At 46.4% G+C, this 23351-nt stretch carries 26 protein-coding genes; 21 read left to right on the forward strand and 5 right to left on the reverse strand.

Annotation, left to right across the window (positions count from 1 at the left end; translation table 11 throughout):
- Positions 1–6: 6 nt before the first annotated feature.
- From FO440_RS24945 to FO440_RS22910, 3 genes are read right to left on the reverse strand one after another with little or no spacing between them, the layout of a single operon-like run.
- Positions 7–1152, reverse strand: coding sequence for a DUF892 family protein (locus FO440_RS24945; RefSeq protein ID WP_144250649.1), 1146 nt, complete (start codon positions 1150–1152; stop codon positions 7–9).
- A gap of 38 nt (positions 1153–1190) precedes the next feature.
- Complete coding sequence (locus FO440_RS24605) at positions 1191–1352, reverse strand: hypothetical protein (protein ID WP_186292770.1); 162 nt, start codon at positions 1350–1352, stop codon at positions 1191–1193.
- 1 nt (position 1353) lies between these two features.
- Entirely contained in the window at positions 1354–2295 is a 942-nt protein-coding gene (locus FO440_RS22910; RefSeq protein WP_144250650.1) for a manganese catalase family protein, read from the reverse strand.
- 184 nt (positions 2296–2479) lie between these two features.
- On the opposite strand from FO440_RS22910, the gene FO440_RS22915 reads away from it, so the two are divergent.
- The 16 genes from FO440_RS22915 to tal all read left to right on the forward strand — a co-directional run bounded on the left by FO440_RS22915 (position 2480) and on the right by tal (position 16383).
- Entirely contained in the window at positions 2480–4660 is a 2181-nt protein-coding gene (locus tag FO440_RS22915; RefSeq protein ID WP_144250651.1) for a hypothetical protein, read from the forward strand.
- Position 4661: 1 nt separating this feature from the next.
- Complete coding sequence (locus tag FO440_RS22920; RefSeq protein ID WP_144250652.1) at positions 4662–5126, forward strand: low affinity iron permease family protein; 465 nt, start codon at positions 4662–4664, stop codon at positions 5124–5126.
- 4 nt (positions 5127–5130) lie between these two features.
- Positions 5131–5745 carry a hypothetical protein gene (locus tag FO440_RS22925; RefSeq protein ID WP_144250653.1) on the forward strand — a complete coding sequence of 205 codons (615 nt, stop codon included), beginning with the start codon at positions 5131–5133 and terminating at the stop codon, positions 5743–5745.
- Between the two features lie 13 nt (positions 5746–5758).
- Positions 5759–6991 (forward strand): DUF2252 domain-containing protein, encoded by a 1233-nt coding sequence (locus FO440_RS22930; RefSeq protein ID WP_144250654.1) that lies wholly within the window; start codon positions 5759–5761, stop codon positions 6989–6991.
- Complete coding sequence (locus FO440_RS22935; protein ID WP_144250655.1) at positions 6951–7427, forward strand: inorganic diphosphatase; 477 nt, start codon at positions 6951–6953, stop codon at positions 7425–7427. The genes FO440_RS22930 and FO440_RS22935 overlap by 41 nt, the downstream gene beginning before the upstream one ends.
- 40 nt (positions 7428–7467) lie before the next feature.
- Complete coding sequence (locus FO440_RS22940; protein WP_144250656.1) at positions 7468–7953, forward strand: DUF421 domain-containing protein; 486 nt, start codon at positions 7468–7470, stop codon at positions 7951–7953.
- 149 nt (positions 7954–8102) lie between these two features.
- Positions 8103–8561, forward strand: coding sequence for a hypothetical protein (locus tag FO440_RS22945; protein WP_144250657.1), 459 nt, complete (start codon positions 8103–8105; stop codon positions 8559–8561).
- The gene (locus tag FO440_RS22950; RefSeq protein WP_144250658.1) at positions 8554–10053 is read left to right on the forward strand and encodes a DEAD/DEAH box helicase; all 1500 of its coding nucleotides are present in this window, start codon (positions 8554–8556) and stop codon (positions 10051–10053) included. Before FO440_RS22945 ends, FO440_RS22950 begins: the two co-directional genes overlap by 8 nt.
- A gap of 112 nt (positions 10054–10165) precedes the next feature.
- On the forward strand, positions 10166–10723 hold the full coding sequence (locus FO440_RS22955; RefSeq protein WP_144250659.1) for a YciE/YciF ferroxidase family protein: 558 nt from the start codon (positions 10166–10168) through the stop codon (positions 10721–10723).
- A 191-nt stretch (positions 10724–10914) separates the two neighbouring features.
- Positions 10915–11778, forward strand: a complete 864-nt coding sequence (locus FO440_RS22960) for an STAS domain-containing protein (protein ID WP_144250660.1) — start codon at positions 10915–10917, stop codon at positions 11776–11778.
- Between the two features lie 10 nt (positions 11779–11788).
- Positions 11789–12199 carry an STAS domain-containing protein gene (locus tag FO440_RS22965; RefSeq protein WP_144250661.1) on the forward strand — a complete coding sequence of 137 codons (411 nt, stop codon included), beginning with the start codon at positions 11789–11791 and terminating at the stop codon, positions 12197–12199.
- A complete protein-coding gene (locus tag FO440_RS22970) occupies positions 12177–12593 on the forward strand; it encodes an anti-sigma regulatory factor (protein WP_246104304.1) in 417 nt (138 codons plus the stop codon). Before FO440_RS22965 ends, FO440_RS22970 begins: the two co-directional genes overlap by 23 nt.
- Positions 12586–13596 carry a serine/threonine protein kinase gene (locus FO440_RS22975; protein WP_144250662.1) on the forward strand — a complete coding sequence of 337 codons (1011 nt, stop codon included), beginning with the start codon at positions 12586–12588 and terminating at the stop codon, positions 13594–13596. The genes FO440_RS22970 and FO440_RS22975 overlap by 8 nt, the downstream gene beginning before the upstream one ends.
- On the forward strand, positions 13593–14783 hold the full coding sequence (locus tag FO440_RS22980) for an ATP-binding protein (RefSeq protein WP_144250663.1): 1191 nt from the start codon (positions 13593–13595) through the stop codon (positions 14781–14783). The genes FO440_RS22975 and FO440_RS22980 overlap by 4 nt, the downstream gene beginning before the upstream one ends.
- Positions 14780–15136: a response regulator gene (locus tag FO440_RS22985; protein WP_144250664.1), complete on the forward strand. Its 357-nt coding sequence runs from the start codon at positions 14780–14782 to the stop codon at positions 15134–15136. The genes FO440_RS22980 and FO440_RS22985 overlap by 4 nt, the downstream gene beginning before the upstream one ends.
- A gap of 149 nt (positions 15137–15285) precedes the next feature.
- Complete coding sequence (gene tal, locus FO440_RS22990; protein ID WP_144250665.1) at positions 15286–16383, forward strand: transaldolase; 1098 nt, start codon at positions 15286–15288, stop codon at positions 16381–16383.
- Positions 16384–16394: 11 nt separating this feature from the next.
- Here tal and ligD read toward each other — a convergent pair whose 3' ends face one another.
- Positions 16395–18725, reverse strand: a complete 2331-nt coding sequence (gene ligD, locus FO440_RS22995; RefSeq protein ID WP_246104305.1) for a DNA ligase D — start codon at positions 18723–18725, stop codon at positions 16395–16397.
- Positions 18726–18779: 54 nt separating this feature from the next.
- Positions 18780–19091 carry a DNA polymerase ligase N-terminal domain-containing protein gene (locus FO440_RS24950; protein ID WP_246104306.1) on the reverse strand — a complete coding sequence of 104 codons (312 nt, stop codon included), beginning with the start codon at positions 19089–19091 and terminating at the stop codon, positions 18780–18782.
- A gap of 666 nt (positions 19092–19757) precedes the next feature.
- Here FO440_RS24950 and FO440_RS23000 point away from each other — a divergent pair.
- From FO440_RS23000 to FO440_RS23020, 5 genes are all read left to right on the forward strand, one after another.
- Entirely contained in the window at positions 19758–20312 is a 555-nt protein-coding gene (locus tag FO440_RS23000) for a DUF1543 domain-containing protein (protein ID WP_144250666.1), read from the forward strand.
- Positions 20312–20854 (forward strand): hypothetical protein, encoded by a 543-nt coding sequence (locus tag FO440_RS23005; RefSeq protein ID WP_144250667.1) that lies wholly within the window; start codon positions 20312–20314, stop codon positions 20852–20854. Before FO440_RS23000 ends, FO440_RS23005 begins: the two co-directional genes overlap by 1 nt.
- 172 nt (positions 20855–21026) lie before the next feature.
- Positions 21027–22583 (forward strand): PAS domain-containing sensor histidine kinase, encoded by a 1557-nt coding sequence (locus tag FO440_RS23010; RefSeq protein WP_246104307.1) that lies wholly within the window; start codon positions 21027–21029, stop codon positions 22581–22583.
- A complete protein-coding gene (locus FO440_RS23015) occupies positions 22573–22938 on the forward strand; it encodes a response regulator (RefSeq protein WP_144250668.1) in 366 nt (121 codons plus the stop codon). Before FO440_RS23010 ends, FO440_RS23015 begins: the two co-directional genes overlap by 11 nt.
- Positions 22939–22961: 23 nt before the next feature.
- Positions 22962–23321, forward strand: a complete 360-nt coding sequence (locus FO440_RS23020) for a response regulator (protein WP_144250669.1) — start codon at positions 22962–22964, stop codon at positions 23319–23321.
- Positions 23322–23351: the final 30 nt, after the last annotated feature.

Genomic DNA, 23351 nt, shown 5'->3' on the forward strand with positions numbered 1-23351 from the left:
CTATTATTAATTTGCTGCACGCTCCGTGCTCGCGTCATAATTCGCCTGGTTTTCAGCAATCTCGGTAAGTTTGGCATCTGCAGTTTTTTCTTCATCCAGCGTCAGCACGAACAATTCCGCCACTTCATAATAACCCAACGTTTTTGCCAATGCGATCATGCCACCATAAGAGGCTATTTCGTAATGCTCCGCCTTTTGACCTGCAAAGATCAAGCCTACATCGCGCTGCGCGGTGCCTTCCTCGGTGGCACTAATGATCTCATCGCCCTCATCTATTATCCCCGACATTGCCTCGCATTTTCTGCTTTCCGGTTCCAGGCCCAAAATGCCAAATACTTGCTCAAGACGGGCAACATGGGTTTCCGTTTCCGATAAATGCAGCTCGAAAGCATTCTTCAGTTCCGGGGAAGTTGCTGCTTCTGCCATATCAGGCAGGGTATCGATCAGTTCACGCTCTGCCCAAAGCAGGTCCTTTAACTCGTTAACAAAGAATTCCATTAATTTGGATTCACCGCTTTCCTGTTCTTCTTCCCAAGCTTCTTCCTGCTCAATGCTTTCCGGTTCAGGAATAAATCTTTCCCGGTCTTGAAATTCCCTTGCGTCACCTTCAAAGGCTGGCTGATGGGTGAAATCATCATCTTCAGTTGCGGCTCCGCCCGGCGTATAAACATTTTCTGTTTCACCGGTTGCTTCCGTATCGACCTGGTCCCGTAAAGACTTAATGGTATCATGTGCCTGGTTTATTCCCTGCTGCTGGGTGCGCAATAAAGATTCTACCTCCGGATCCAGTTCGTATTCCGGATTCAAGGCGTCGAGGTAAGCGGTTTTAGCCGCATCTTCCCCACGTTCGCATTCGTTCAGGATGGACAGCAGGTCATTGCCGGTAAATGTTGCCTTAATTCCGATCCAGGCACGGTGCAGGTCGCCTGAAGTACTGGTACCTTCGGCAACCTCGCCGTCATGCTGCTGCGCAACTACAGTCAGTTCAGCTACGTACTGGCGGCTTTCGTCGGCCAGTTTGGTAAATACCGGTACGATGCCATTGTCATCCCCTTCGAGATCTGATGCTGCTTTTTCAAAACCCGCAATGCGGTCATTGTTGATTTTGATAAGATCATTGATCACATCAACTGTTTTTTCATTAAATTCCATAGGTAGTATTTTTTTATTCGATTAAGTTGATTTGCGCTTCAGCCTGCGCTGTTATTATCATGCACATCATTCGAAGAGAAAGTCTGCGTAGTACCGTTATCCAGTTTAATGACGACCTTATCGCCAATGGCATCGGCAACCTCCCCTTCACCTTCGGGGGTGATTACCCGCTGGCCCTTTAAGAACAAATGCTCATCCATCTTATTTTTCCTTTTCGTTATAAGTGCTCCACTGTGCCACACCATCCGGCTCCGCATTTTTAACTTCAGCACTTTTGATTTCACTCATTTGCTTATCCGTTTTATTAGTGGCTTTTAACTCTTTGCTAAAATCATCAGGTAATTTTGTCTGGCCTTCCGTTTTCCTGGCCTGGGCAATCGGGTCTTCTACATAGACGAAATCTTTACCCATTCCTTTGATCTCGCCTTCATTCCATGGGCCGCGAACCGTGCCTGCAGACAAGTTATAGGTGTTTTGCAGGAAGCGGGGATCGGCCGCCAAAACGCCCGGCGGGAAATTAGGCTGGATGCTGTTCAATGCCGCCTCGAACATCTTATAGTGCGTCACTTCCCGTGTCATCAGGAAGGCCAGCGTCTCGTGAATATAAGGGTCATCCGTAAATTTCATCAGGTGTTCATAGACCAGTTTGGCACGTGATTCAGATGCCAGGTTGCTGCGCAGGTCAACCGTCAGGTCTCCATTGGAGTTAATATATGAGGCGCACCACGGTACGCCCTGGCTGTTGCGTGGCGTCGGGCCCCCGCCGGTAATTATCGGGAACTGCGGGTTGGCGGACAATGCAGCGTGGATGACGCTTTCTTTTTCGGCCTTTCCGTTCATGGCAACCATGATCTCGCTTTGTTCGGCGGCATCCTTCAATTCGCCATTTACGCCTTTTAACAGCATTTGAATTGTCGCTCCGACGATCTCCAAATGGGAAAACTCCTCGGTAGCGATATCCATCAGCATATCATATTTATCCGGGTGCGGCACTTTGGCGCCGAATGCCTGGGTGAAATATTGCATAGCCGCAGCCAGCTCGCCGTTCTCACCGCCGAACTGTTCTAATAATAAGTTGGCAAAACGCGGGTCAGGGCGCGATACACGCGCATTGAATTGTAAGTCTTTAACGTGGTGAAACATATTAAAATGAATTTAATGGTAAATGAATAGTGCGGAAAGCGGCTGGGTAGAGAAGGATCGCATTCATATAACCCCAGGGGAGACGCGATGTTTTAAATTAAAATATTTAATTCAAAGTAAATTTAAAACAAAAAAATTTAGCATCAGTTATTAACACGATTCGACTAACCCTTACAACATCGCTATGGACGGACTTTCACCCTGGGCTGCCGCAGCCCTGCATCTTTTTGCCACAAAAAAACTGTCCGCCATTTTCAAGCGGGAATTAGGCGATTACAGCATTGCGGTTCATCATGCTGAACAGTCCTTATGGATTTCCATTACCTGCCCCGGCGATTCCCAGGTGCTGCTTCGCCCGGCCTATGCACCAAACGATAGACTGGAATTAGGAACGCTAACCGAGGACGAGACAGGCGTTACGGTGCAATTAAAAGCGGCCATGGGTGATTACCGGGTCCGACTGGAATTTGCGTCAGAAAAGACTGCCATTATTCGCTACACGACGACACTCAAAGCGAATACATCCTTGCTGGTGCCTTTCTGGCCGCGCGATATGGTCTTGAGAGGACAAAAAGAAACCGTGCACATCAGCCAGGCAGGTACGCGTTCCGGCTTGCTGTATCTCACATTCGATCAGCCTAAAGACGGTACCTTACTTTATTTTCAAAACCTGACCGCGCTCAACGATTATGCGCAGGCGACCGAAACTTCAATGGGTAATACCGTCGGCGGTAAGTGGCCGGAACTGGGTTTTGCTTTGCCGCCTACCATCAAAGATAAACCGATACCGGCAGGCCAGGAGCTGGTTATTGCGGATGCCTTTCTGGCTTTCAACAAAGACTATCCCAAAGATGAAGCTGCGCGAGCTAAACAATTTCTTAATCTGCTGGCTGATGTTTATCTCGTATTGCCAAAACCTCAAACTAGCTATTATAGCTGGCCCGACATGGTTGACCAGGGGCTCCATGATTTGGAGTTTAGTCATGGCTGCTGGTCGCACGGCGCTGAACAGGACTATTTGAACGCGTATGTTGCTGATTATAAAACGCCGCCTGAACTGATGGTGCAGCTCGCCGTATTATTACCGCTGATCGATTATTATGATTGGTGCAAGGCAGACCTTCCTGCGATCCGGAAGATACAAAACGGACTGGACGCATTTTATAGCGAAAAGCTCAAAACCGTCGTGCGTTTCCTCCCGGCACTGGCACAGGAGCTGAGCGGCGATGAAGAACAGCTTAAACCTAATGTCATGGATGCTTGGTATCTGCATCACCCTTTACTTAACCTGGGAAGGATGGCTTTGCGCGGTGATAAACAAGGTAAAAAACTATTTTTGGACTCGCTGGATTTTACCATCCGTGTAGCGCACCATTTCAATTATGAATGGCCGGTATTGTACAACATGGAAACGCTGGAACCAGTCAAAGCGGAAACGCAACCCGGTAAAGGCGGGGAAAAAGATGTAGCCGGACTATACGCCTCGGTGATGCTGCATGCCTGGGAGCTGACTAAAGATAACAAATTTCTGCTGGAGGCTAAAAAAGCGGCAAAGACCCTGCATGGAAAGGGCTTCGATCTTTTTTACCAGGCGAACAATACTGCTTTTGGTGCAAACGCGATGCTCTGGCTTTACAAAGAAACTAAAGAACAGCAATACCTTGACCTCGCCTACCTGTGCATCGCCGGCATTTTTAAAAATATCCAGCTTTGGGAATGTGACTACGGTTATGCGAAAGATTATCCGACATTCTTCGCCATGTTTCCCCTGAACGACGCACCCTATACAGCAGCTTACGAAGAACAGGAGGTATTTGCCGCACTACATAACTTCCTGTTGTATGCTGAAGATGAGGATATATTGCCGTCCGTGAAATTACTGATCCCGGAATTTCTTAAATACGTGGTTAACCGTTCTCCATATTATTATCCGCCGAACCTGCCCAAAGAAATGCTTTCCGATGATGTCAAGACAGGCCAGATCGATCATCAACTTTGGATTGCCATTGAAGACATACACGATGGCTGGGAACAATCAGGCACAGTGGGCCAGGAAGTTTACGGTGCAGGCGTTGCTTTCGGCATTATTCCGCGGCATTTTTACCAGGTGCCGGGTGAAGAGTTTATGATCTATCTCGACTATCCAACCGGAAGTTTTAAGCATAGTAGGGGGGAAATTTACCTGAAGGTGAAAGGCGACGAAAGGTTGGAATGCCGCTTGCTGGTCATTAAAAACGGCAAAAAGAAATTGCCCGAACTGAGCGTGAAAAATCAAAACGCTGAACTGCCGGGTAAGAAAGTAAAAAACGGCAATATTGAATATACAGTGCCGGGTAACAGCAGCTTAGCTATTAAATGGAATTAAAATGAAAAAGAAAAAAAGTTTTTTTGAGCGTTTCTCCAACTGGGCGACCGTCGCCACCGGGAGTTCTGCCGCATTTATCATCGCCGCGGCAACCGTTGTGGTCTGGGCGGTAAGCGGGCCATTGTTTCATTATTCAGAAACCTGGCAGCTGGTGATCAATACCGGTACGACGATCGTTACCTTCCTGATGGTATTCCTTATTCAGAAATCCCAAAACAAGGATTCCAAAGCCATTCACTTAAAATTAAATGAACTATTGGCTTCGCACGAAGGAACCAGTAACCGCATGGTCAATATCGAAGACCTGACCGAAGCTGAGCTGGACCATTTGTATAAATTTTATATCCGGCTTTCGGAGCTTGCTGAAAAAGACGCCGATCTGACCCGGACCCATTCCATAGACGCGGCCGCAGAAAATCAAAAACGGAAGTCGGGGCAGCGGCCGAATCCTTCAAAAACCAGTTAAGCCTATGAAGAACTTGTTTACCTATTCGCTCATACTTTTGGCTTTTTCCGGCTTCGCACAGAAACCCCCAACGGCACCCATCATAGCCAGAGCCGCTTTGACCCATCACGATACAACTACGGAAGCCGATACCTCTAAGGAGAATAAAGAGCCCAGGTATTATTACCTCTCGGTCAATACGAATGTATTTGTCAACACCCGGGGCGGTTTTGCCAAACGCTTTGCTCCGGCCATAGAGTTTGGCCGTACTTACGGTATTTTTGATATCGGACTGGCTACGGGTTATACCAACACGCTGCGCGGGGATACTACTCATTACCTGGAATTCCGTCCGACGATCAATGTTTTTTCCAAAGGGCGTTTCGCGGAAGCCTTATGCCTCGGAGGAGGTTATGTCTTCGGGGCCAAACAGGCGCTGATGACCGAGATCTGCAACAGCATCAATTTTAATATTTCCGAAAACATCGCGGTTGCGGTAACACAGGGCTATGTCTTTTATGATGGTACCAATGACAACCGGAGCACGCAATATATGGGTTTGGCTTTGACCTACAATTTTTTAAAGCCTCATAGTGTAAATAAACAACGCAAGAAAAAAGCGCTCGTGAGCGATAACTAACATCAACTTAAAAATGTCCGAATTGTACCAAAGACTAACCGATTTTAACAAAGACCTGCTGCCTGATAAAGTACAGCTGAAATACGAAGCCATGTCGGAAAATGCCTTCCGTTTTTTCAGAGGTACCTGCCACCTGTTTTACGAAGACCTGGCAGCAGCGGAACCACTGCCTCTATCTCCGCTGGCCTGGATTTGCGGCGATCTCCACATTGAAAATTTCGGCAGTTATAAAGCCGATAATAAACTCGTCTATTTTGACCTGAATGACTTTGACGAGGCGCTGCTGGGGCCCGCCAGTTATGAAACGGTGCGGATGGTCTGCAGCATTTTTATCGCTTTTGATAACTTGGGCTTTGAAGAAGAAAAAGCGCTCAAAATGGCGCAGCTGTTCCTGAAAACATATTCGGCGACGCTCGCCAAAGGTAAAGCGATCAGCATTGAGCCGCGTACTGCCAAAGGCATTGTTTGTAATTTTTTGACGGAGGCAACGAAAACCACCTACAAGGACCTGCTCAAAAAAAGAACGGTCAGCAAAAAGAAAAGTATCATGCTGGCTTTATCCGATGAACGCCATTTTAAGCTGGAAAAAAGTCTTCGCCGCGAATTAAAATCGCATATCAACGACTGGATACAGACCAGCAGTGACGGTCCCTATAATTACAAGGTCATTGGTTCGGTTTTCCGGCTGGCCGGAACCGGCAGCATTGGCGTAAATCGTTACCTGTTTTTATTGAAAAGCACGAACACGAAGAATCATTATTTGTTACTTGATATGAAGCAGGCGCGGCCCTCATCGGCGCAACCCTACGTCCATGTGCAACAGTTGCAATGGGAAACGGAAGCGCAAAGAGTAATCAGCGTACAGCAACGAATGCAAAACGTGCCCGCGGCTTTGCTGAGCACAACAGTTTTTCGGGACAAGCCCTTTATCATTCAGGAACTGCAGCCGGTAAAGGATAGCATTAAATTTAAGTTGCTCGATGATTACCGTGACATGTACCAGGTGATCGATGATATGGCAGCGCTGACGGCTTCGGCACAATTGCGCAGTGGTGGCATGCAGGGCTCGGGTACGCTTGATGACCTGATGAGTTTCGGCGCGGATCAGGGCTGGCAGGAGGCAGTGATCACTTATGCACAGCATTATGCGGTTACGGTTAAAAAGTATTACCGGGAATTTTTGAAAGATTTTAAAAAGGGAAAATATGGTATTGACAGTGATGGTAGAAAGCCCGAAGGGATTTAACCAGAAATTTGATTATGAGCCCGAAAGCGGGCGATTGAAACTGAACAAGATCCTCCCGGCAGGATTGGCGTTCCCATTCGATTTCGGGATGATCCCCGGCACGAAAGGGGAGGACGGGGATCCGCTTGACATCATTTTGGTGGAGGAACATGGCACTTTTCCGGGCTGCCTGGTAGATTGCCGCCTGATCGGCGCATTTGCCTGCGAACAAACGGAGCGTGACGGAAAGACCATGCGCAACGACCGTTATGTAGCGATACCGGGCGTTTCGCAGTTATTTTCAGAGGTCAATGATTTAAATGAATTGCCGGACGCCATTTTAAATCAACTGGAACACTTTTTCAAAAACTACAATGAACAGGCAGGTAAAGCATTCCGGGTAATGAAAAGACTAAACGCTGCAGAGGCAGCCAAACTTTTAGATCATGGAAAATAAGCCGTTCAGCATGGTTGGGATTGAAGAACTTTAATGTATCATGGACTTATTATTAAAACTTTTTGGAGAGGGCGAACAATTGAATGCCCTCCAGATGAGCTGCCGGGGAATCGTCATGTTCCTGGTTATGCTCTTATTGATCCGCATTTCGGGCAGGCGCTCATTTGGCGTACGCACCGCGCTGGATAATATCATCGCTATTTCGCTCGGTGCTATCATGAGCAGGGCCGTGGTCGGCGCTTCACCATTTATTCCGGTGGTAGTCTGCTGTTTCGTTATTGTGTTGCTGCACCGCGGGACCGGCCGGCTGATTGCCGTTAGCAAAAAGTTTAGCCGTGTGGTGGAAGGCGAAAAGATTTTATTGTATGAGAATGGTGTATTTCTAAAAGATCATATGAAACGTGCGCTGGTCTGCGAAGAAGATCTGATGCAGGGCGTCAGGAAATCGGCCTTAACCGAAGACATGAGCCAGATCAAAAAAGTTTACATCGAACGCAACGGCGAGATCAGCGCGATCAAAAAGTAACTAAAGCGCGCATGATAAATATAAGATGGCAAATTTCCTACTTCTTGTTCAAATGTAGCGAAAAAAGGAACAATTGACCTGTAGCGGCGAAATGGAACAGCAATTGCCTGGCGGATCGTTGACGGCACGGATATTGTGATTTATATGCCATGGATCAACTCAGCAAGACTGCACTGACCGGGCTGGCCGGTACTACGGTTATGACCGCCGGTAGTGAATTGATGTCGCTTATCTTTCATGAAAATTTCCGGGAGCCTGAACATTTGGAAACACTGATCAGCCGGTTACTGCCGCACCTGTCGAAACAAGCTAAGCAAATTGCTGGTTGGGGCGCTCATTTTGCCATGGGTCTGGTCTTCGCGGCTATCTATGTCGAACTTTGGGAAACCAAAAAGGTCAGGCACAGTATCAGAAACGGAATCATTCTGGGCGCCATTAGCGGCGTTTTGGGATACCTGATTTGGAAAGCGACATTTAAAGCGCATCCGCTGCCGCCCTGGCTTAATTATAGCCATTACTACCTGCAGCGCATTCCGGCACATATTATTTTTGCCGTGGCTGCAACCATCACCTATCGTTTAACTAAACACCCGCAAACACTTGCTTAACCAACTTTACCCTTACCAGGCACGTGACCTGGACATCCTGTTTGAACGGCTGGAGCACGCTGATGAACAATATCGGCTACTTTACCAGTTGCCTACCGGCGGCGGAAAAACCCGGATTTTTTCCGAGATTGCGAACCGCTACAACCGACAGTTCGGCAAAAAAGTGATGGTCCTGACACATCGGGAAGAACTCTGCAGCCAAACCTCATTGACTTTAAAATCGCTGGGCATTCGCAATAAAGTGATTAACAGCCAGGTTAAACAACTCGCCGCCCGCGAACGTTATGCCTGTTTTGTTGCGATGGTCGAAACGCTGAAAAACCGGATGGAAAGCGGGATTATCAATACCGATGATGTGGGGTTAGTGATTATCGACGAGGCACATCATAACTCCTTTCATAAACTATTAGGGAAGTTTAAACGGGCTGCGATCATTGGCGTCACTGCAACGCCTTTCAGTTCAGATATTAACCTGCCCATGAATAAACATTATCGCGAGCTTGTCGTCGGCGAAAGCATCGGTAACCTGATTGCAGAAGGTTACCTGGCTAGGCCGTCAACCTGGCGCTATGACGTTGAACTAAACACACTGCAGACAGGCATCAGCGGCGATTTTACGGTGGCCACCTCGGATGCGCTGTACAGCTCACCGGCCATGCTAGAATTACTGCAGCACGCTTATCAGACTCACGCAAAAAATAAAAAGACGCTGATCTTTAATAATGGGATTTTTACTTCCAAAGCCGTGCTGGCACGATTTCGCGATGCGGGTTACCCCATCCGTCATTTGGATAACCATACGCCTCCGGCCGAACGCGCCGAGATCCTGCAATGGTTCAAAAGAACAAAAAGCGCTATTTTGACATCAGTGTCAATTCTGACCACCGGTTTTGATGAACCGACCGTACAGACGGTAATCCTGAACCGGGCGACGACTTCGCTGACCCTATATCATCAAATGATCGGTCGTGGGGCCCGAAGACTCCCGCAAAAGAAAACATTTAATATCATTGACCTGGGCAATAACACTGAACGTTTCGGCGAGTGGCAAACACCCATCGACTGGCAGGAAGTTTTTGAACGTCCCGAGGCTTACCATGAAGCGTTGCACAGCAAAACCGAATTTGAGGCACATCACTTAACGGGTGAGCTCCGCCTGCATTTTCCGAATACACTGCAATTATCCTTCGATGTGCAGGAAGCGCACCAGCGGGCCGTAGCCAACCAGCTAAAGTCAAAGATCGTGATCCGCGACGCCATTCGTCAGCATGCGCTCATGTGCGCCGACAATAGCGATAACGTAACTGAAGCCCTCGCATTAACCGAATTACTGGATAAAGAAATTGCCTGGCGTGTTAAGCAATATGCGAAGTGCCTGGGCAGGGTCACTAAGAATTATACCGAATGGCTGCAGGATGATTACAAAGCGCGATTGAACATTCTGGTTGCCAAGATCATGAACCGCCGCGCATTGCATCGACTGGCTGGCTAAAGGAATGGACTTAATCCTTCATCCAAAGATTAACGGACCAATAATTGCACTATGACTTTGTGCCTGATACGGGCAATCAAAAATTAATCAAACACCTTAAATTATTTACACTATGGCTACAAAAACAAACAAAAAGTCGACTGCAGCAGCTGCAGCCCGTACTCCGGAAGCGGAAAGCGCTTTAAAAGAATTATTCGTTGATGAATTAAAAGATATTTATTGGGCGGAAAAACATTTGGCTACAGCGCTTCCAAAAATGGTGAAAGGCGCTACTTCGGAAGAACTGAAGAAAACGATCAGCACTCACCTCGAGGAAACCAAGAACCAGATCACCCGTTTGGAAAGCGTTTTTGCCGCTGTGGGCGAAAAAGCGGCGGCAAAAAAATGCCTGGCCATGGAAGGTTTATTGAAAGAAGCGACCGAGCTGCTCGAAGATACGGAAAAAGGTACCGAAGTACGCGACGTTGCCATCATTTCAGCCGCTCAAAAAGTGGAACATTACGAGATCGCCTCGTACGGCACGCTGCGTACGCTGGCTGGTACTTTAGGATTCGGTGAAGCGCAAGGTTTATTGGATGAAACTTTAGCTGAAGAAAAAAATGCGGATACTTTGCTAACCCAGGTTGCAGAGAATTACGTGAATGAAGCTGCGGCGGCAGAAGTAGAATAAGTTCAAAAATTGTGATTGGAAAGCCGCCGCAAGGCGGTTTTTTTTATGCCCGAATGCTGACTCTATCAGCCACCAACTCTTACTAAAAATAGTTTTTTATTATCAATCCTTATGAGTAGCTTTCCACCCTAATTCAACTTGCCAAGTTTGGATAATATAGCTTATCAATTTTTAACCTGTATCTCTCATTCATGTCACAAAAAGCAAATCAATTGTTAAAAAACAAGAAAAAAAATATTCTGGAGCTTTGGATGAAGAACCAGCTGGCCGATGAAGGCTTAAGAGAAGACCTGATCAGTAATGACGAACTGCGAAGCCAGTCGGAAGAACTAATCAACGCGTTGGTAACCAATCTGTCCGGAGAGAATTTTACCAACCTGGATGCTGATGAATGGAGTCCGGTCATCGAAATTTTAGGCGGCATCGCCATCACGCGGGCACGACAGGGTTTTAGCCCGCGCGAGACCGGAAATTTTGTATTTTCATTAAAAGAGGCTATCCTGGAAGTCCTTCAACAGGAAATTACCGGCGATCAGTCCAACCTGTATACGGAAAGTCAAAAGATCAATCGCCTGATGGATAGCCTGAGCGTTGTCACCTTTGAAACGTTTATAAAAGGCCGAGAAGAGGTGATCCTCCGCCAGACAGATGAGATCACGGAAATCTCAACACCGGTGATCCGGGTTTGGGATGGAATATTAGCGCTGCCGATCATCGGCACTTTGGATAGCGCCCGCACCCAGATAGTAATGGAGAACCTGCTGCAGGAAATCGTGGAAACCGGTTCGAGCATTGCAATTCTGGACATTTCAGGGGTACCCGCGGTAGATTCTTTGGTAGCGCAACACCTGATCAAAACCGTTAGCGCCACACGCCTGATGGGTGCTGAGTGTATTATCAGCGGTATACGTCCCGAGATTGCGCAGACCGTAGTTCATCTCGGTATCGATCTTTCCAATATCATTACCAAAGCAAGCCTCGCCAGCGCGCTGGCTTATTCTTTTAGAGTGATGCGCCTGGAGGTTAAAAAGATCAGCACAGTTTCTAAACCTTAATCATTAAGCAATGGATAAAATTCCTATTCTAAGGATGGGTGCCTTTTTGCTGGTGACGATCCAAGTAGACCTTTATGACCGGCTGGCGCTAAACTTGGAGGCCGACCTCGTACAGATGGTCAACAAAACCAGCGCAAAGGGCGTTTTAATCGATATTTCGGCGGTGTCTATCGTCGATTCTTTTATGGGCCGAATCATTGGAAATATTGCCAGTATGTCTAAGATTCTGGATGCGGAAACGGTAGTTGTAGGCATGCAGCCGGCAGTAGCAATTACTTTAATCGAGCTGGGTTTGCCGCTGAAAGGTGTGCATACGGCCTTGGATATGGAAAAAGGCATGAAGTTGCTGAAATCTATGATCGACGAGACCGAAGAAGACGCAGACGAAGACCAGACTCATGATGACTTTATCGCTGAGTAAAGATACCATACAGGTATTGAAAGAGCAGGATGTGGTTTTTTTAAAGAATCGTATTAAAGAAACTGCTGTCAAGATAAAAATGGGACTGGTAAACCAAACCCGATTACTGACTGCAGCCAGTGAATTAGTGCGGAACATGATGCGCTATGCCGATGGCGGCGTTTGTATTATTGAAGTGGTTTCCAGCGGCAGAGTTAATGGTGTTCGCCTGACGTTTTCTGACCGGGGGCCGGGTATACCGGATATCCAGGCCGCTATGCGCGATGGTTTTTCCACCGGCAAAAGCCTCGGTCTGGGCCTGCCAGGCACCAAACGATTAGTGAACGAATTTGATATCAAAAGTAAAGTGGGTCAAGGGACAGTAGTAACGATTTTAAAATGGGCCAATGGTTGATGCCACGCATATCAGTTTTGCGGCCGACGACCGCAGCTATTTCTCGCTGATCAAAAAAGAAATTCACCGGATGGCGACCGAAGGAGGCATTGTACCCGCACGGATCAATGCGCTCGACCTGATCGTGGCCGAAATGACGTCTAATCTATTTAAATACAGTGACGATGGCGAATTGCTGATGGGCGTATTTCCCAATGGCGGCAATCCCTACGTTGAACTCATTAGCATCGACAATGGACCTGGGATGATCAATCCCTCCAGGATGATGCAGGATGGCGTGTCTACCTCCAATACGCTGGGCCATGGATTAGGCAGTATGAAAAGAATGTCAGATACTTTCGAGTTGTACTCTCAGATCGGCTGGGGTACTATCGTACTCAGCCGGGTTTACAGCGATCCTGAAAAGATCAAAAATAATCACCAGGTCGTCATGCGGCCCATTGTGGTTTTCAAACCCGGTGAAAAAACCAGCGGTGACGCTTTTATTTATAAAAAGACCGATAAATATGTAAAAATGATGCTGGCCGATGGTTTGGGCCATGGCCCGGAGGCTAACCTGGCAGTAAACGAAGCGGCGGCAGCCTTTAAAGTCTTCCCGGATTACAGCCCGACCGAAACTATCCGCTTTATACATAGCACCATCAAAAAAACCCGCGGCGCAGTCATTAACGTATTGTGTTACGACTTTGCACGTAAAATATGGACATCCGCGGGAGTAGGCAATATTGCCGCCCGGATGTTTGGGCCGGTGAACTTCAAGAACCAAATGTCCTACAATGGAATTGTCGGGCATAATATCCCAAATACCATGAACGACCAGGATTATCCTGCGGAGGAATTTAACCAGGTGATGCTTTGTTCGGACGGAATCAAGACGCGGATCGATATGGCGCGTTATCCGCTGATGTATAAATATGATTTAACTATATTAGCTGCAGCTATTTACAAAGACCACGCCCGCCGGAATGATGACATGTCGGTGGTAATCGCAAAAGCAAAATGATCAATATAGTTGCTATCTCTTTGGAAAATGAGATGGACCTGGTGTTGGCACATAAACGGTCCATGAAAGTCGCAGAGCGGCTTGGCCTTACGGTGGCCACTCAAACGACGTTTGCGACCGCGGTATCCGAGATCGCCCGCACGGTGATAGAACATACTGATGACGGACTGCTGGACATTGGCTTGGTACAAAACAAGACTCGGTACAGTTTGATGGCTACGGTATCCTTTGACAAAGAGATCCGCTTTACCAACGCGGATGCCGGCTTTTACTATGCACAAAAACTCGTACCCGGTTTCGAATTAACGGAGACAGAGTTCCAAAATACCATTATTATGCAGATCGGGCTTCCGCGTTCATTAAAACTGGACCCGCCCAAAATAGCCGCATTAAAGAAGAGCTTTGATGAAGAAGCTCCGCTAAACGCATATGAAGAAATCAAAAAGCGTAATGCCAGTCTGAACCGCATCGCCAGTGCCCAGGAAGAGGAACTTCGGCAGAACCGATTAATCGATGAAAAGAAAACGGAATTTATCTCTATAGCAAGCCATGAGATCAAGACTCCTATGACAGTATTGAAGGCTTACACCCAAATGGCTAAGGCAATTAACGAACCGGTCAGCGATAAGCTTCGTAGCCTTCTCGATAAGATTGACCTGCAGTCTAATAAGTTACTTACGCTGGTTCAGCAATTACTGGACATTTCCAAAATAGAGAACGGGAACCTGCAATACAATGTACAGGTGGTTAGCTTAAACGATTTTCTCAGTGGTCAGGTAGCTATCATGCGTCATATTCTGCCCTATCATGAATTTAATACTGTCTTTGATGAAAATGTAAACGTGCTGATCGATGAGCTGCGCATGGAACAGGTTATGGCCAACCTTTTGGGAAATGCGGGTAAATATTCAGAAAAAAATACGGGGATTACTGTGGGTACCAGTTTGACGGAGAATGGCATGATTATGATCAGCATCAGCGACCAGGGAAGAGGCATGAGCCCTGAAACAACGGCTTCGGTCTTTGAAAAATTCTACCGGGCCCGCGATGTAGTTAAAAGCCATACCGGCCTGGGCATGGGTCTTTACATCACGTCGAAGATCGTCACTGACCACCAGGGCAAGATTTGGGTTGAAAGCAAAGAAGGCAGTGGTTCCACTTTTTACTTTACCCTACCGCTGGCATGAAAAAAGTGCTGATATTCGATGATGATGAGGATATTTTGGCGATTTGTACTTATGTTCTGGAGGATGCCGGCTGGGAAGTAATTGCTTATACGGATTGCCGGGATGTCATCGCCAGAACAGCAGCATTCCGCCCCGATGTCATATTAATGGATAACTGGATACCTGATGAAGGGGGCATCGTCGCTACTCAAATCTTGAAAAAAGACCCGGTACTTCAGCGAATTCCAGTGATTTATTTTTCAGCCAACAGTAATATCGGGGAGTTGGCAATAACCGCAGGTGCTGATCATGTGTTGGCCAAACCTTTCGACCTGGAAGATCTCCGGCTAACTGTTCTAAAAGCTTTAAAATAATTTATTGATCGTCTTTTCTGGGGCCATAGGTCGCTGGTTTAGTAGAACAGGCTCTTTGCATTTTTATTTCCAATTTTTAGTAATTGTTAAACTTTTTAATTTATGATTTAAATAGAACAAGGTTTGCTTTGACTTGTTAAAGAATGATTATGGAAGAAAATAAGGTTAGGGAAATATACGCATACAGACAAAGCATCTGGCTTGATTTTATAGACCGCGCCATCATGCGCACGGGTAAGTTGCAGCGGATGATTGAGGAGGATGGTTTAAGGGGCGTGACCTCTAATCCGGCCATATTCGAAAAAGCGATAGCGTCAAGCGCGGATTATGATGAAGATATCACAGCACGCGCCGACAGCGGTCTAAGTGACGAGGAATTATTTTACGAGCTCGCTATAGGTGATATCCAAAAGGCAGCCGACCTGTTTGATGTCGTTTACAATGATAAGATTGTTGGAGCCGATGGATTTGTAAGCCTGGAGGTGTCCCCCGAACTGGCCCTGCAAACGGACGATACGATCAGTCAGGCACTCGACCTGTGGAAGAGAGTTGACCGGAAAAACGTTATGATCAAAATTCCAGGCACAAAACCATGTTTACCTGCGATTCAAAAAGCGATTGCTGCCGGATTAAATATTAACGTGACTTTATTATTCGGCCTGGAGCGGTACGAAGCTGTTACTAACGCTTATATCTGCGGACTCGAAGATAGGTTGAGTCAAGGCGAGCCTGTAAGCGGAATTGCTTCAGTTGCGAGCTTTTTTTTAAGCAGGATTGACATCCTGGTAGATCCTATGCTGGAAGAGAAAGGGCTGAAAGATCTTAAGGGAGAGACAGCAATTTCATTAGCGAAAGCCGCCTATATTATTTATAAGCGTATGTTCAGCGGAGAAAGATGGCAACGTCTTGCTGAACAAGGCGCCAAACCGCAACGTTTGCTTTGGGCAAGCACCGGCGTCAAGGACCCGGCGATAAAAGATACCAAATATATTGAGGCCCTGATCGGTCCCGACACCGTTGATACTGCACCACTCGATACCATTAATGCATTCCGTGATCATGGTATTGTTAATGCGACTCTGGAAAGCGGTTTAGAAACTGCCGGCATTACATTACGACAAGTGAAAAATGCCGGTATCGATCTGGAAGCGGTTAGCCGCCAACTGGAAGCTGAAGGCATCGAAAAATTTAAGGAACCTTACCAAAAAATGTTGCAGGCGATAGCTGCTAAAAGGAAAAAGAAGTAGCGAGTGATTAGCTACTTAAACAAGCTCTGCGCTTTGTTCAATGTTATTTCCAGATCGATGCCTTCACCAAGGGCTCCCCTGAAAAGATCGCCTGTTTCTTTGAAGCGGTCGATTACATTTCGAATGTTAAAATGCTGGATAGTTAAGCCGGGTTTAACTTCATCCCAACTCAAGGGCGTCGATACGGTAGCGCCGGGTTTTGGGCGAAGCGAATATGGGCAAGCAATAGTTGCACCCGGGCGGTTCTGCAAAAAGTCGAGATACATTTTACCTTTTCTGGCGGCTATACTCCGTTCGAGACTCGTATAATCAGGGATCTGCTTGTGCACCAGCTTAACGATAATGTTCGCAAATAGTTGTGATTGCTGATAGGTGTACTTGGCCTCCAGCGGGATGTAAATATGCATTCCTGTCGAGCCGGATGTTTTGGGATAGCACGGTATGTCGATGGCATCCAATATTTCTTTGGTAATACGGGCCGCTTCCACCACCTGGTCGTAAGTATGTTTGTCCGGATCCAGGTCGATGACGCAATAATCTGGGTTGTCCGGTGTCTGGGCACGGCTGAACCAGGGGTTGATCTCTATGCAGCCGAGTGAGTTCATCCATAAAAGGCTGGCTTCGTCTGTTCCTACCAAATATTTGGTAACTTTTCCTTCACCGGTCACATGGTCAAATGTTTCAGCCCAATCAGGGGCTTTGTCAGTCACATTTTTTTGATAGAAACTTTGTCCGTGGATTCCCCCCGGAAAACGGTTGAGCGACATGGGCCGGTCTTTAAGGTAGGGCATCATCAGTTCACCAACTTTATAATAATAATTAAGCATATCGCCTTTGGTCACCTTATCCTCCTGCCAGTACAATTTAGTGACGTGGTTGAATTTTAAGTCATGCCCGCAGACTTTTTTGGTTTGGGTGTCCTCGGTCGGATTAAGCAGGGTCTTTCTTTCGGTGTTTTTGATGGGATTAAGCTTCAAATCCGTCGTTTTAGTTTGTGGCGCTGCCTTTTTATTTTTCGCATCTGCTTTCCGATCTGTTTCCGCTATGGTTTCTTCCGTGCCTGATGCAGTTTCCAGGACAACATCCCTGGCATCTTTGTCGGTACGCATGCCTTTGAACGATGCCTGACGGAAAACGCCGTCCCCGGTAACTTCAGCATATCCTACTTCGCAAACCAGTTCTGGCTTTAGCCAGGTTGGCTTTGCACCCATGCGCTTTGGACGGAAGCGTGTCGGCTTATCCACATCTACCTCGTAATCAAAAGGACTCTGAGCTGTAATTAATGGCTTGAATTGCGCCATCATCTCTTTCTGGAGTTTATCCGAAAAGCCGGTGCCGACCTTGCCGGCGAACTGCAGTTCGCCTTTGCCATCATAAACGCCGAGCACCAATGCGCTGAATGTTTTACCCGTCCCTTCATTTTTGGTGAAGCCGGCGATCACCACTTCCTGGCGTCGCTGAACTTTAATTTTCAGCCATTCTTTACTCCGCAGATCAGAAGTGTAAACACTATCGGCCTTTTTCGCAATGATCCCTTCCAGGCCCATTCGTTCGGCCGCGGCAAAAAAGTCTATTCCGTTGGCATCAAAAACTTTACTTTGACGAATGTGCTCATTGTCAGCGGGAATGATGGAATCCAACACCGCCTGCCGATCGGTCAGGGGTAGACCCATCAGATTCTTACCCTCGTACCATAATATATCGAAGATATAATAAACCAGGTTGCCGTCTGCTTCACTCCGCCAGTTTTGCATGGCGCCGAAGTCAGAAATGCCCTTATCATTCAACACTAACAATTCTCCGTCGAGCACCGCATCCATTTGCCATTTTTTCAGCGCGTCATTGATCGGGTAATATTTTTCAAATGGAAGGTTGTTCCTGGATATAAGGCTCGCCCCGTCTTTCTTGTCAAGTAAAGCGATAGCACGGTAACCATCCCATTTCACCTCAAAAAGCCAGCCGGCTTCATCAAATGGCTCATCCACTAATGTGGCTTTCATAGGCTTGATATTGGCGGGTATTTTAGCTTTTGGCGCAGTTTTTAAGATTTTAGTGACATCCGCTTTTGAGGCCTTAGGTTCCCGGTCGGGAACAACAGCTTCTTCATGACCATGCTGCCACACCTTTTCACTGGTCTTCGCCATTGTTTCGATGGTTTTTCCGGAAAGCACTGATTTGTCTTGTTTCGTTACGTCGTCGCCGGTAGCAAATTCGTCTTTATGTTTGATCATGAGCCAGGCATTTTCACCCATACCATGCGTTTTCACTAAAGCAAATTCACCATTCAGCTTTTCACCATGCAATTTGATCTTTAATTGACCGGATGCCAGTTGCTGGAGCAACGCCTTTTCCTGTGCCTTTTTTCCTTTGATCGTTTTGATGGGTTCGTAGGTGCTTTAGTCCCAGACGATTACGGTTCCGCCACCGTATTCACCTTTTGGAATAATGCCTTCGAAGTTCAAATAATCGAAAGGATGATCTTCCACCATCATAGCCAGATGTTTTACTTTTGGGTCAAGCATCGGGCCTTTCGGAATTGCCCAGCTCTTTAAGACGCCGTCCATCTCCAATCGGAAATCGTAATGCAGGCGGGAGGCGTCGTGCTTTTGAACAACGAAGATCAGATGATCTTTATCTTTACTCTTTCCTGCTTTTGGTTCGGTCGTCTTTTTAAAGTCCCTTTTTTGTTCGTATGCTTTCAGGCTCATCCTTCATTTATTTAATTCCCGCTTGACATCAAGCGCGTTGGTAGCTGTCAGTTTAATATGCGACAATTTAACTGTAGCATGATAACAAAAAAGCTATACAGGGGGTTTTTAGGTCGGGAAAGTTTAATTACTGTCAGTTACAACAAAGCTGAATAATCCAAACAAAATCACTTGAAAAATTTAACTTTACAACATATCCTCCTAATGAATATCGAAATGAAAAAATTTAACCTGACTAAAGACAGTAATTGGATCTACCTTTTTCCAATTGTGATGGGTTTAATCCTCATCCTTTTTAGTTTTCATGTTTTTAAAGTATAATTTGGCATAGGTCTTAAAAATATTACTTTAAGTGTTTTTTAACAAGATTAGCAGCAATCAGAACTGCGAACACAATTATTGTTGTCCAAATGATCGACCAAGTGGTTGATCCGATAAAAAATTTCATTGTTACAAGACCGAGGTTTATGGGTTTATTTGACTAGTTGCAATTTCCGGATACTTCAAAACAATTTAAAGGTAAACAAAAACTGCAAATCTCACCTCCCTCGGATAAGCTCCATGATGGATAAATACTAAACGTATAGCGATGGCTCTAACCCGGAAGGTTAGAGCTATCAATTTGACTGAGACATTGTCTGGTACTATTATTGAGCGCTTAGGGGCATGAAGCTTTTCCAGTTATTATTAGGGGCGGAGGTACCGGGTCGGGTAGTCGAGCAACATGATTACTTTTTCGGCATCGCCGGCAGTATCGCCGAACTGGTTCCGCAGGTCAAAGCCTTTTGGCCGGAAGCCGGCGCGAGCCTGCACATTGACGGCTGGCGTGAGGTAACTAAAGTCGATAGTTATGGGCTTAAGATTCTCCCAAAGGATGAGCCTGATCCTCATCCCGAACGAAATTTGTACTTTCTTAACCTTGGCGGTTATACGAGCGGTAAACTGGAAGAACAGCATTATACCATACTTACGGTACAGGCAAGCCGCCTTAAAGCCGTCCAGGCGGCCAAAAATAACCTGTTCTTTAAAACTAATTCGCTGAAGGGTATCGCTACAGCCCACATTGATGAAAAGTATGGGATCGACGTTGATAGTGTCCATGCGATCGGGGATTTGTTATCCCCTGCGGCAAAAGCACGTTACCGGATTATATTTGAAGAAGCCCGGGAAGCGCCGGAAGATCGTATTCATCTAGGCTATTTTAAATTGGATAAGATTTGATGAAGCGTCAAAAAAGGCTCCTGGAGTGGATAGCGATACAGCATGCAGGTCAGCTCATCCGGCGCACCCTGTCACCTTATGCCAGTCACCTAAAGGCGGTGGCGGAAAGGGCGAGCCTGATACCATTGGGCTACGAGATCGGGCTTTGTCACGATCTTTTCGAAAAAACGAACGTTACAGAAAAGACGCTGCAGACCGCTTTACTTTTATTTGAATACAATTCTGATGAAATTCAATTGATCACCCGTGCGGTGACTGAACTTTCCAATGAATTTACCCGCATCGCGTATCCGCTATTGGAAAAGGCCGATCGAAAAAAGCGGGAAGCAGCACGATTTGCAACCATCAGCTCGCCGGCACAGACAGTTAAATACGCAGACCTGATGTATAATATTAACTGGATGCAAAAACATGATCAACCACATTTGAGAAAGTACCTGAAAAGAAAAAAACAACTTGTAAAAAGTATGCAGGGCGGCAATGCAGTTTTACGCGACCAGTTACTGCAGCTGATCAATTCCTGCCTTGGTCACGAAAAATAGTTATGGTTTCCATTATACATCGGTGTGTTAAAATCCATACAGTCTCTTGCGCTCTTATTGCCGGTCGCAGCTGTCATTGCGCGTGAATGAACCAAACCGGACCTTTTGAACAGAATTTTGCAGGGCTGGCAAAGCTTTTGCATAATGGAGAAAAAAACTGAAAGGACATGAATTGGACAGCTTAAATCAGGGAGAGTTTTCATTTTCCAACGACACCATAAAACAGGATCTTTCCCTGCTGATCCAGGCATTGGATTCCTCCATATCAGGGATTATCTTAACCGATAATCAGCAACCTGATAATCCGATCATTTATTGCAATAAATCGTTTGAGCGCATGACCGGTTACGCACGTCATGAAATTATCGGACATAACTGCCGCTTTTTACAAAAAGAAGATCGTAATCAGAAAGAGCGGCTATTACTTCGAAAGGCGGTGGAGGACGGCGCAGAATGCGTTGTTGAAATCCGGAATTACCAGAAGAATGGTACCCTTTTCTGGAATGAGCTTTACATGTCGCCGATCAAGAACGAACAGGGTGTCGTGTGTTATTTCATTGGTGTTCAAAACGACATCACCCGCCGTAAAAAAGCCGAAATGGAATTGCTGCATCAACAGGAAATCATGGAATCCCAGATCCGGCAACGCACCAAAAGTCTGAAAGAGAGTGAAGATTACCTGTCCAGTATCGTTCAGACGGTCAGGGAAAGCCTGGTTGTTCTGGACCCGGCGTTTAAGGTGCTGAGCATCAACGATCATTTTCTGAAGACTTTTAAAGTATCTAAAGAAGAAACCGAAGGTAAGTTGCTGTACGAATTGGGTAACGGTCAGTGGGATATCCCCAAATTAAAAGAATTGCTGGAAAATATTCTTCCCACCAATAATCCTGTAGAAGAATTTGAAGTGGAGCACGATTTTCCCCATATCGGAAAAAAGCTGATGTTGCTAAATGCCCACCGCATAGAACTCGAAGGCCAATACAAGGACAGGATACTGATTGCGATCGAGGATATCACGGACAGGAGGGAAATCGAAAGGCGAAAGGATGATTTCCTGTCGATTGCCAGCCATGAACTAAAGACACCACTGACCACTATCAAAGGTTATGTACAGATCATGCAGCGGCTGATGCCGGACAGCGCTGATGATAAGTTTAAGGATATTCTAAGGAAAACAGGGATTTATGTGGAACGCCTTAACAGCCTGATTGCTGAATTGCTCGACATGTCCAGGATCCAGACGGGCAACATAGAATTACACAAAGAGGAATTCGATTTTGACAAAGCCATACACGAAGCCGTAGAAAATATTCAGGCGGCAACGAAAACCCACCGGATTATTATTAGTGGAAAAGCCACCAATAACTACGCCGGCGATGAATCACATATCGTGCAGGTGATCAACAATTTATTATCGAATGCCGTTAAGTATGCGCCAGAATCCAATGAGGTGAAAGTTTACCTGTCCAGGGTGAGCAACTTTCTGAAAGTAGCGGTTACGGATGCCGGGATGGGCATAAAAATCGAAGATCAAAAAAGAATATTCGACCGCTTTTTTAGGGTAGGCGAAATACAACAACGCTTCCCGGGCATGGGAATCGGCTTGTATGTGTGCGATCAGATCATCAAGAATCATGGTGGTACATTATGGGTGGAAAGCGAACCTGGTAAAGGATCGACATTCAGTTTTACATTGCCCCTGGAGGAAAGGAATACAAATGAGCGATAAAACGATATTGATTTGCGATGATGATGAAGGGATTTTAGATATGCTGGAACTGGTGCTCGAAGAGACGGGTTACCGCATCGTCCCGGTTAAAAACAGCCTTCACATCTATGATGAAATAGAAAAGCAAAATCCGGACCTGATCCTGCTCGACCTGTGGATGCCGGTATTGTCAGGAGATCAGGTATTGCGCACGCTCCGCAAGAACCCGGATACCAGGGCATTACCGGTAATAGTTATTTCGGCCAGCCGGGAAGGCGAAAGGATTGCCAACGAGGCTGGTGCGAACAGCTTCCTGGCCAAACCTTTCGATTTGGAAATGCTGGTCAACCGGGTTAATGAAATGATCGCCGCATAATTTTTGTTTTTTACGGACAAGCTATGAGAAAACGCATTGTTATTTTAGAAGATGATCCAGACCTGCTGGAATGTTTAACCCTGATGTTGGAAAGCGCCGGCTGGACGGTCATCCCGATGAATCAAACCGCTTCACCCGAAGTACTCCTGGCTCAAAACCCCGATTGCATTCTACTGGATGAAAAGCTTCCTCATATCAGCGGACATACCATCTGCATCATACTCAAAACACTTTATAAGGAAATACAGATTCCCGTTATCCTAATGTCGGGCATCCCGGACCTGCATGAAAAAGCAATGTTGTGTGAAGCCGATGCATTTGTGCCGAAGCCTTTCATTAACAACCAGGAATTTTTAAACATCGTTAGCGGGGTAGTCAATTAAACGGATCTGACCTGACAGGAAAGCGCATCA

The sequence above is a fragment of the Mucilaginibacter corticis genome (genome assembly GCF_007558865.1).
In the GTDB taxonomy this organism is placed as follows: Bacteria; Bacteroidota; Bacteroidia; order Sphingobacteriales; family Sphingobacteriaceae; genus Mucilaginibacter; species Mucilaginibacter corticis.

Coding starts and splice junctions, on each gene's coding strand:
- FO440_RS24945 (WP_144250649.1), bottom strand. CDS start 1,152: ATGGAATTTAATGAAAAAACAGTTGATGTGATCAATGATCTTATCAAA.
- FO440_RS24605 (WP_186292770.1), bottom strand. CDS start 1,352: ATGGATGAGCATTTGTTCTTAAAGGGCCAGCGGGTAATCACCCCCGAA.
- FO440_RS22910 (WP_144250650.1), bottom strand. CDS start 2,295: ATGTTTCACCACGTTAAAGACTTACAATTCAATGCGCGTGTATCGCGC.
- FO440_RS22915 (WP_144250651.1), top strand. CDS start 2,480: ATGGACGGACTTTCACCCTGGGCTGCCGCAGCCCTGCATCTTTTTGCC.
- FO440_RS22920 (WP_144250652.1), top strand. CDS start 4,662: ATGAAAAAGAAAAAAAGTTTTTTTGAGCGTTTCTCCAACTGGGCGACC.
- FO440_RS22925 (WP_144250653.1), top strand. CDS start 5,131: ATGAAGAACTTGTTTACCTATTCGCTCATACTTTTGGCTTTTTCCGGC.
- FO440_RS22930 (WP_144250654.1), top strand. CDS start 5,759: ATGTCCGAATTGTACCAAAGACTAACCGATTTTAACAAAGACCTGCTG.
- FO440_RS22935 (WP_144250655.1), top strand. CDS start 6,951: ATGGTATTGACAGTGATGGTAGAAAGCCCGAAGGGATTTAACCAGAAA.
- FO440_RS22940 (WP_144250656.1), top strand. CDS start 7,468: ATGGACTTATTATTAAAACTTTTTGGAGAGGGCGAACAATTGAATGCC.
- FO440_RS22945 (WP_144250657.1), top strand. CDS start 8,103: ATGGATCAACTCAGCAAGACTGCACTGACCGGGCTGGCCGGTACTACG.
- FO440_RS22955 (WP_144250659.1), top strand. CDS start 10,166: ATGGCTACAAAAACAAACAAAAAGTCGACTGCAGCAGCTGCAGCCCGT.
- FO440_RS22960 (WP_144250660.1), top strand. CDS start 10,915: ATGTCACAAAAAGCAAATCAATTGTTAAAAAACAAGAAAAAAAATATT.
- FO440_RS22965 (WP_144250661.1), top strand. CDS start 11,789: ATGGATAAAATTCCTATTCTAAGGATGGGTGCCTTTTTGCTGGTGACG.
- FO440_RS22970 (WP_246104304.1), top strand. CDS start 12,177: ATGATGACTTTATCGCTGAGTAAAGATACCATACAGGTATTGAAAGAG.
- FO440_RS22975 (WP_144250662.1), top strand. CDS start 12,586: ATGGTTGATGCCACGCATATCAGTTTTGCGGCCGACGACCGCAGCTAT.
- FO440_RS22980 (WP_144250663.1), top strand. CDS start 13,593: ATGATCAATATAGTTGCTATCTCTTTGGAAAATGAGATGGACCTGGTG.
- FO440_RS22985 (WP_144250664.1), top strand. CDS start 14,780: ATGAAAAAAGTGCTGATATTCGATGATGATGAGGATATTTTGGCGATT.
- tal (WP_144250665.1), top strand. CDS start 15,286: ATGGAAGAAAATAAGGTTAGGGAAATATACGCATACAGACAAAGCATC.
- FO440_RS24950 (WP_246104306.1), bottom strand. CDS start 19,091: ATGAGCCTGAAAGCATACGAACAAAAAAGGGACTTTAAAAAGACGACC.
- FO440_RS23000 (WP_144250666.1), top strand. CDS start 19,758: ATGAAGCTTTTCCAGTTATTATTAGGGGCGGAGGTACCGGGTCGGGTA.
- FO440_RS23005 (WP_144250667.1), top strand. CDS start 20,312: ATGAAGCGTCAAAAAAGGCTCCTGGAGTGGATAGCGATACAGCATGCA.
- FO440_RS23015 (WP_144250668.1), top strand. CDS start 22,573: ATGAGCGATAAAACGATATTGATTTGCGATGATGATGAAGGGATTTTA.
- FO440_RS23020 (WP_144250669.1), top strand. CDS start 22,962: ATGAGAAAACGCATTGTTATTTTAGAAGATGATCCAGACCTGCTGGAA.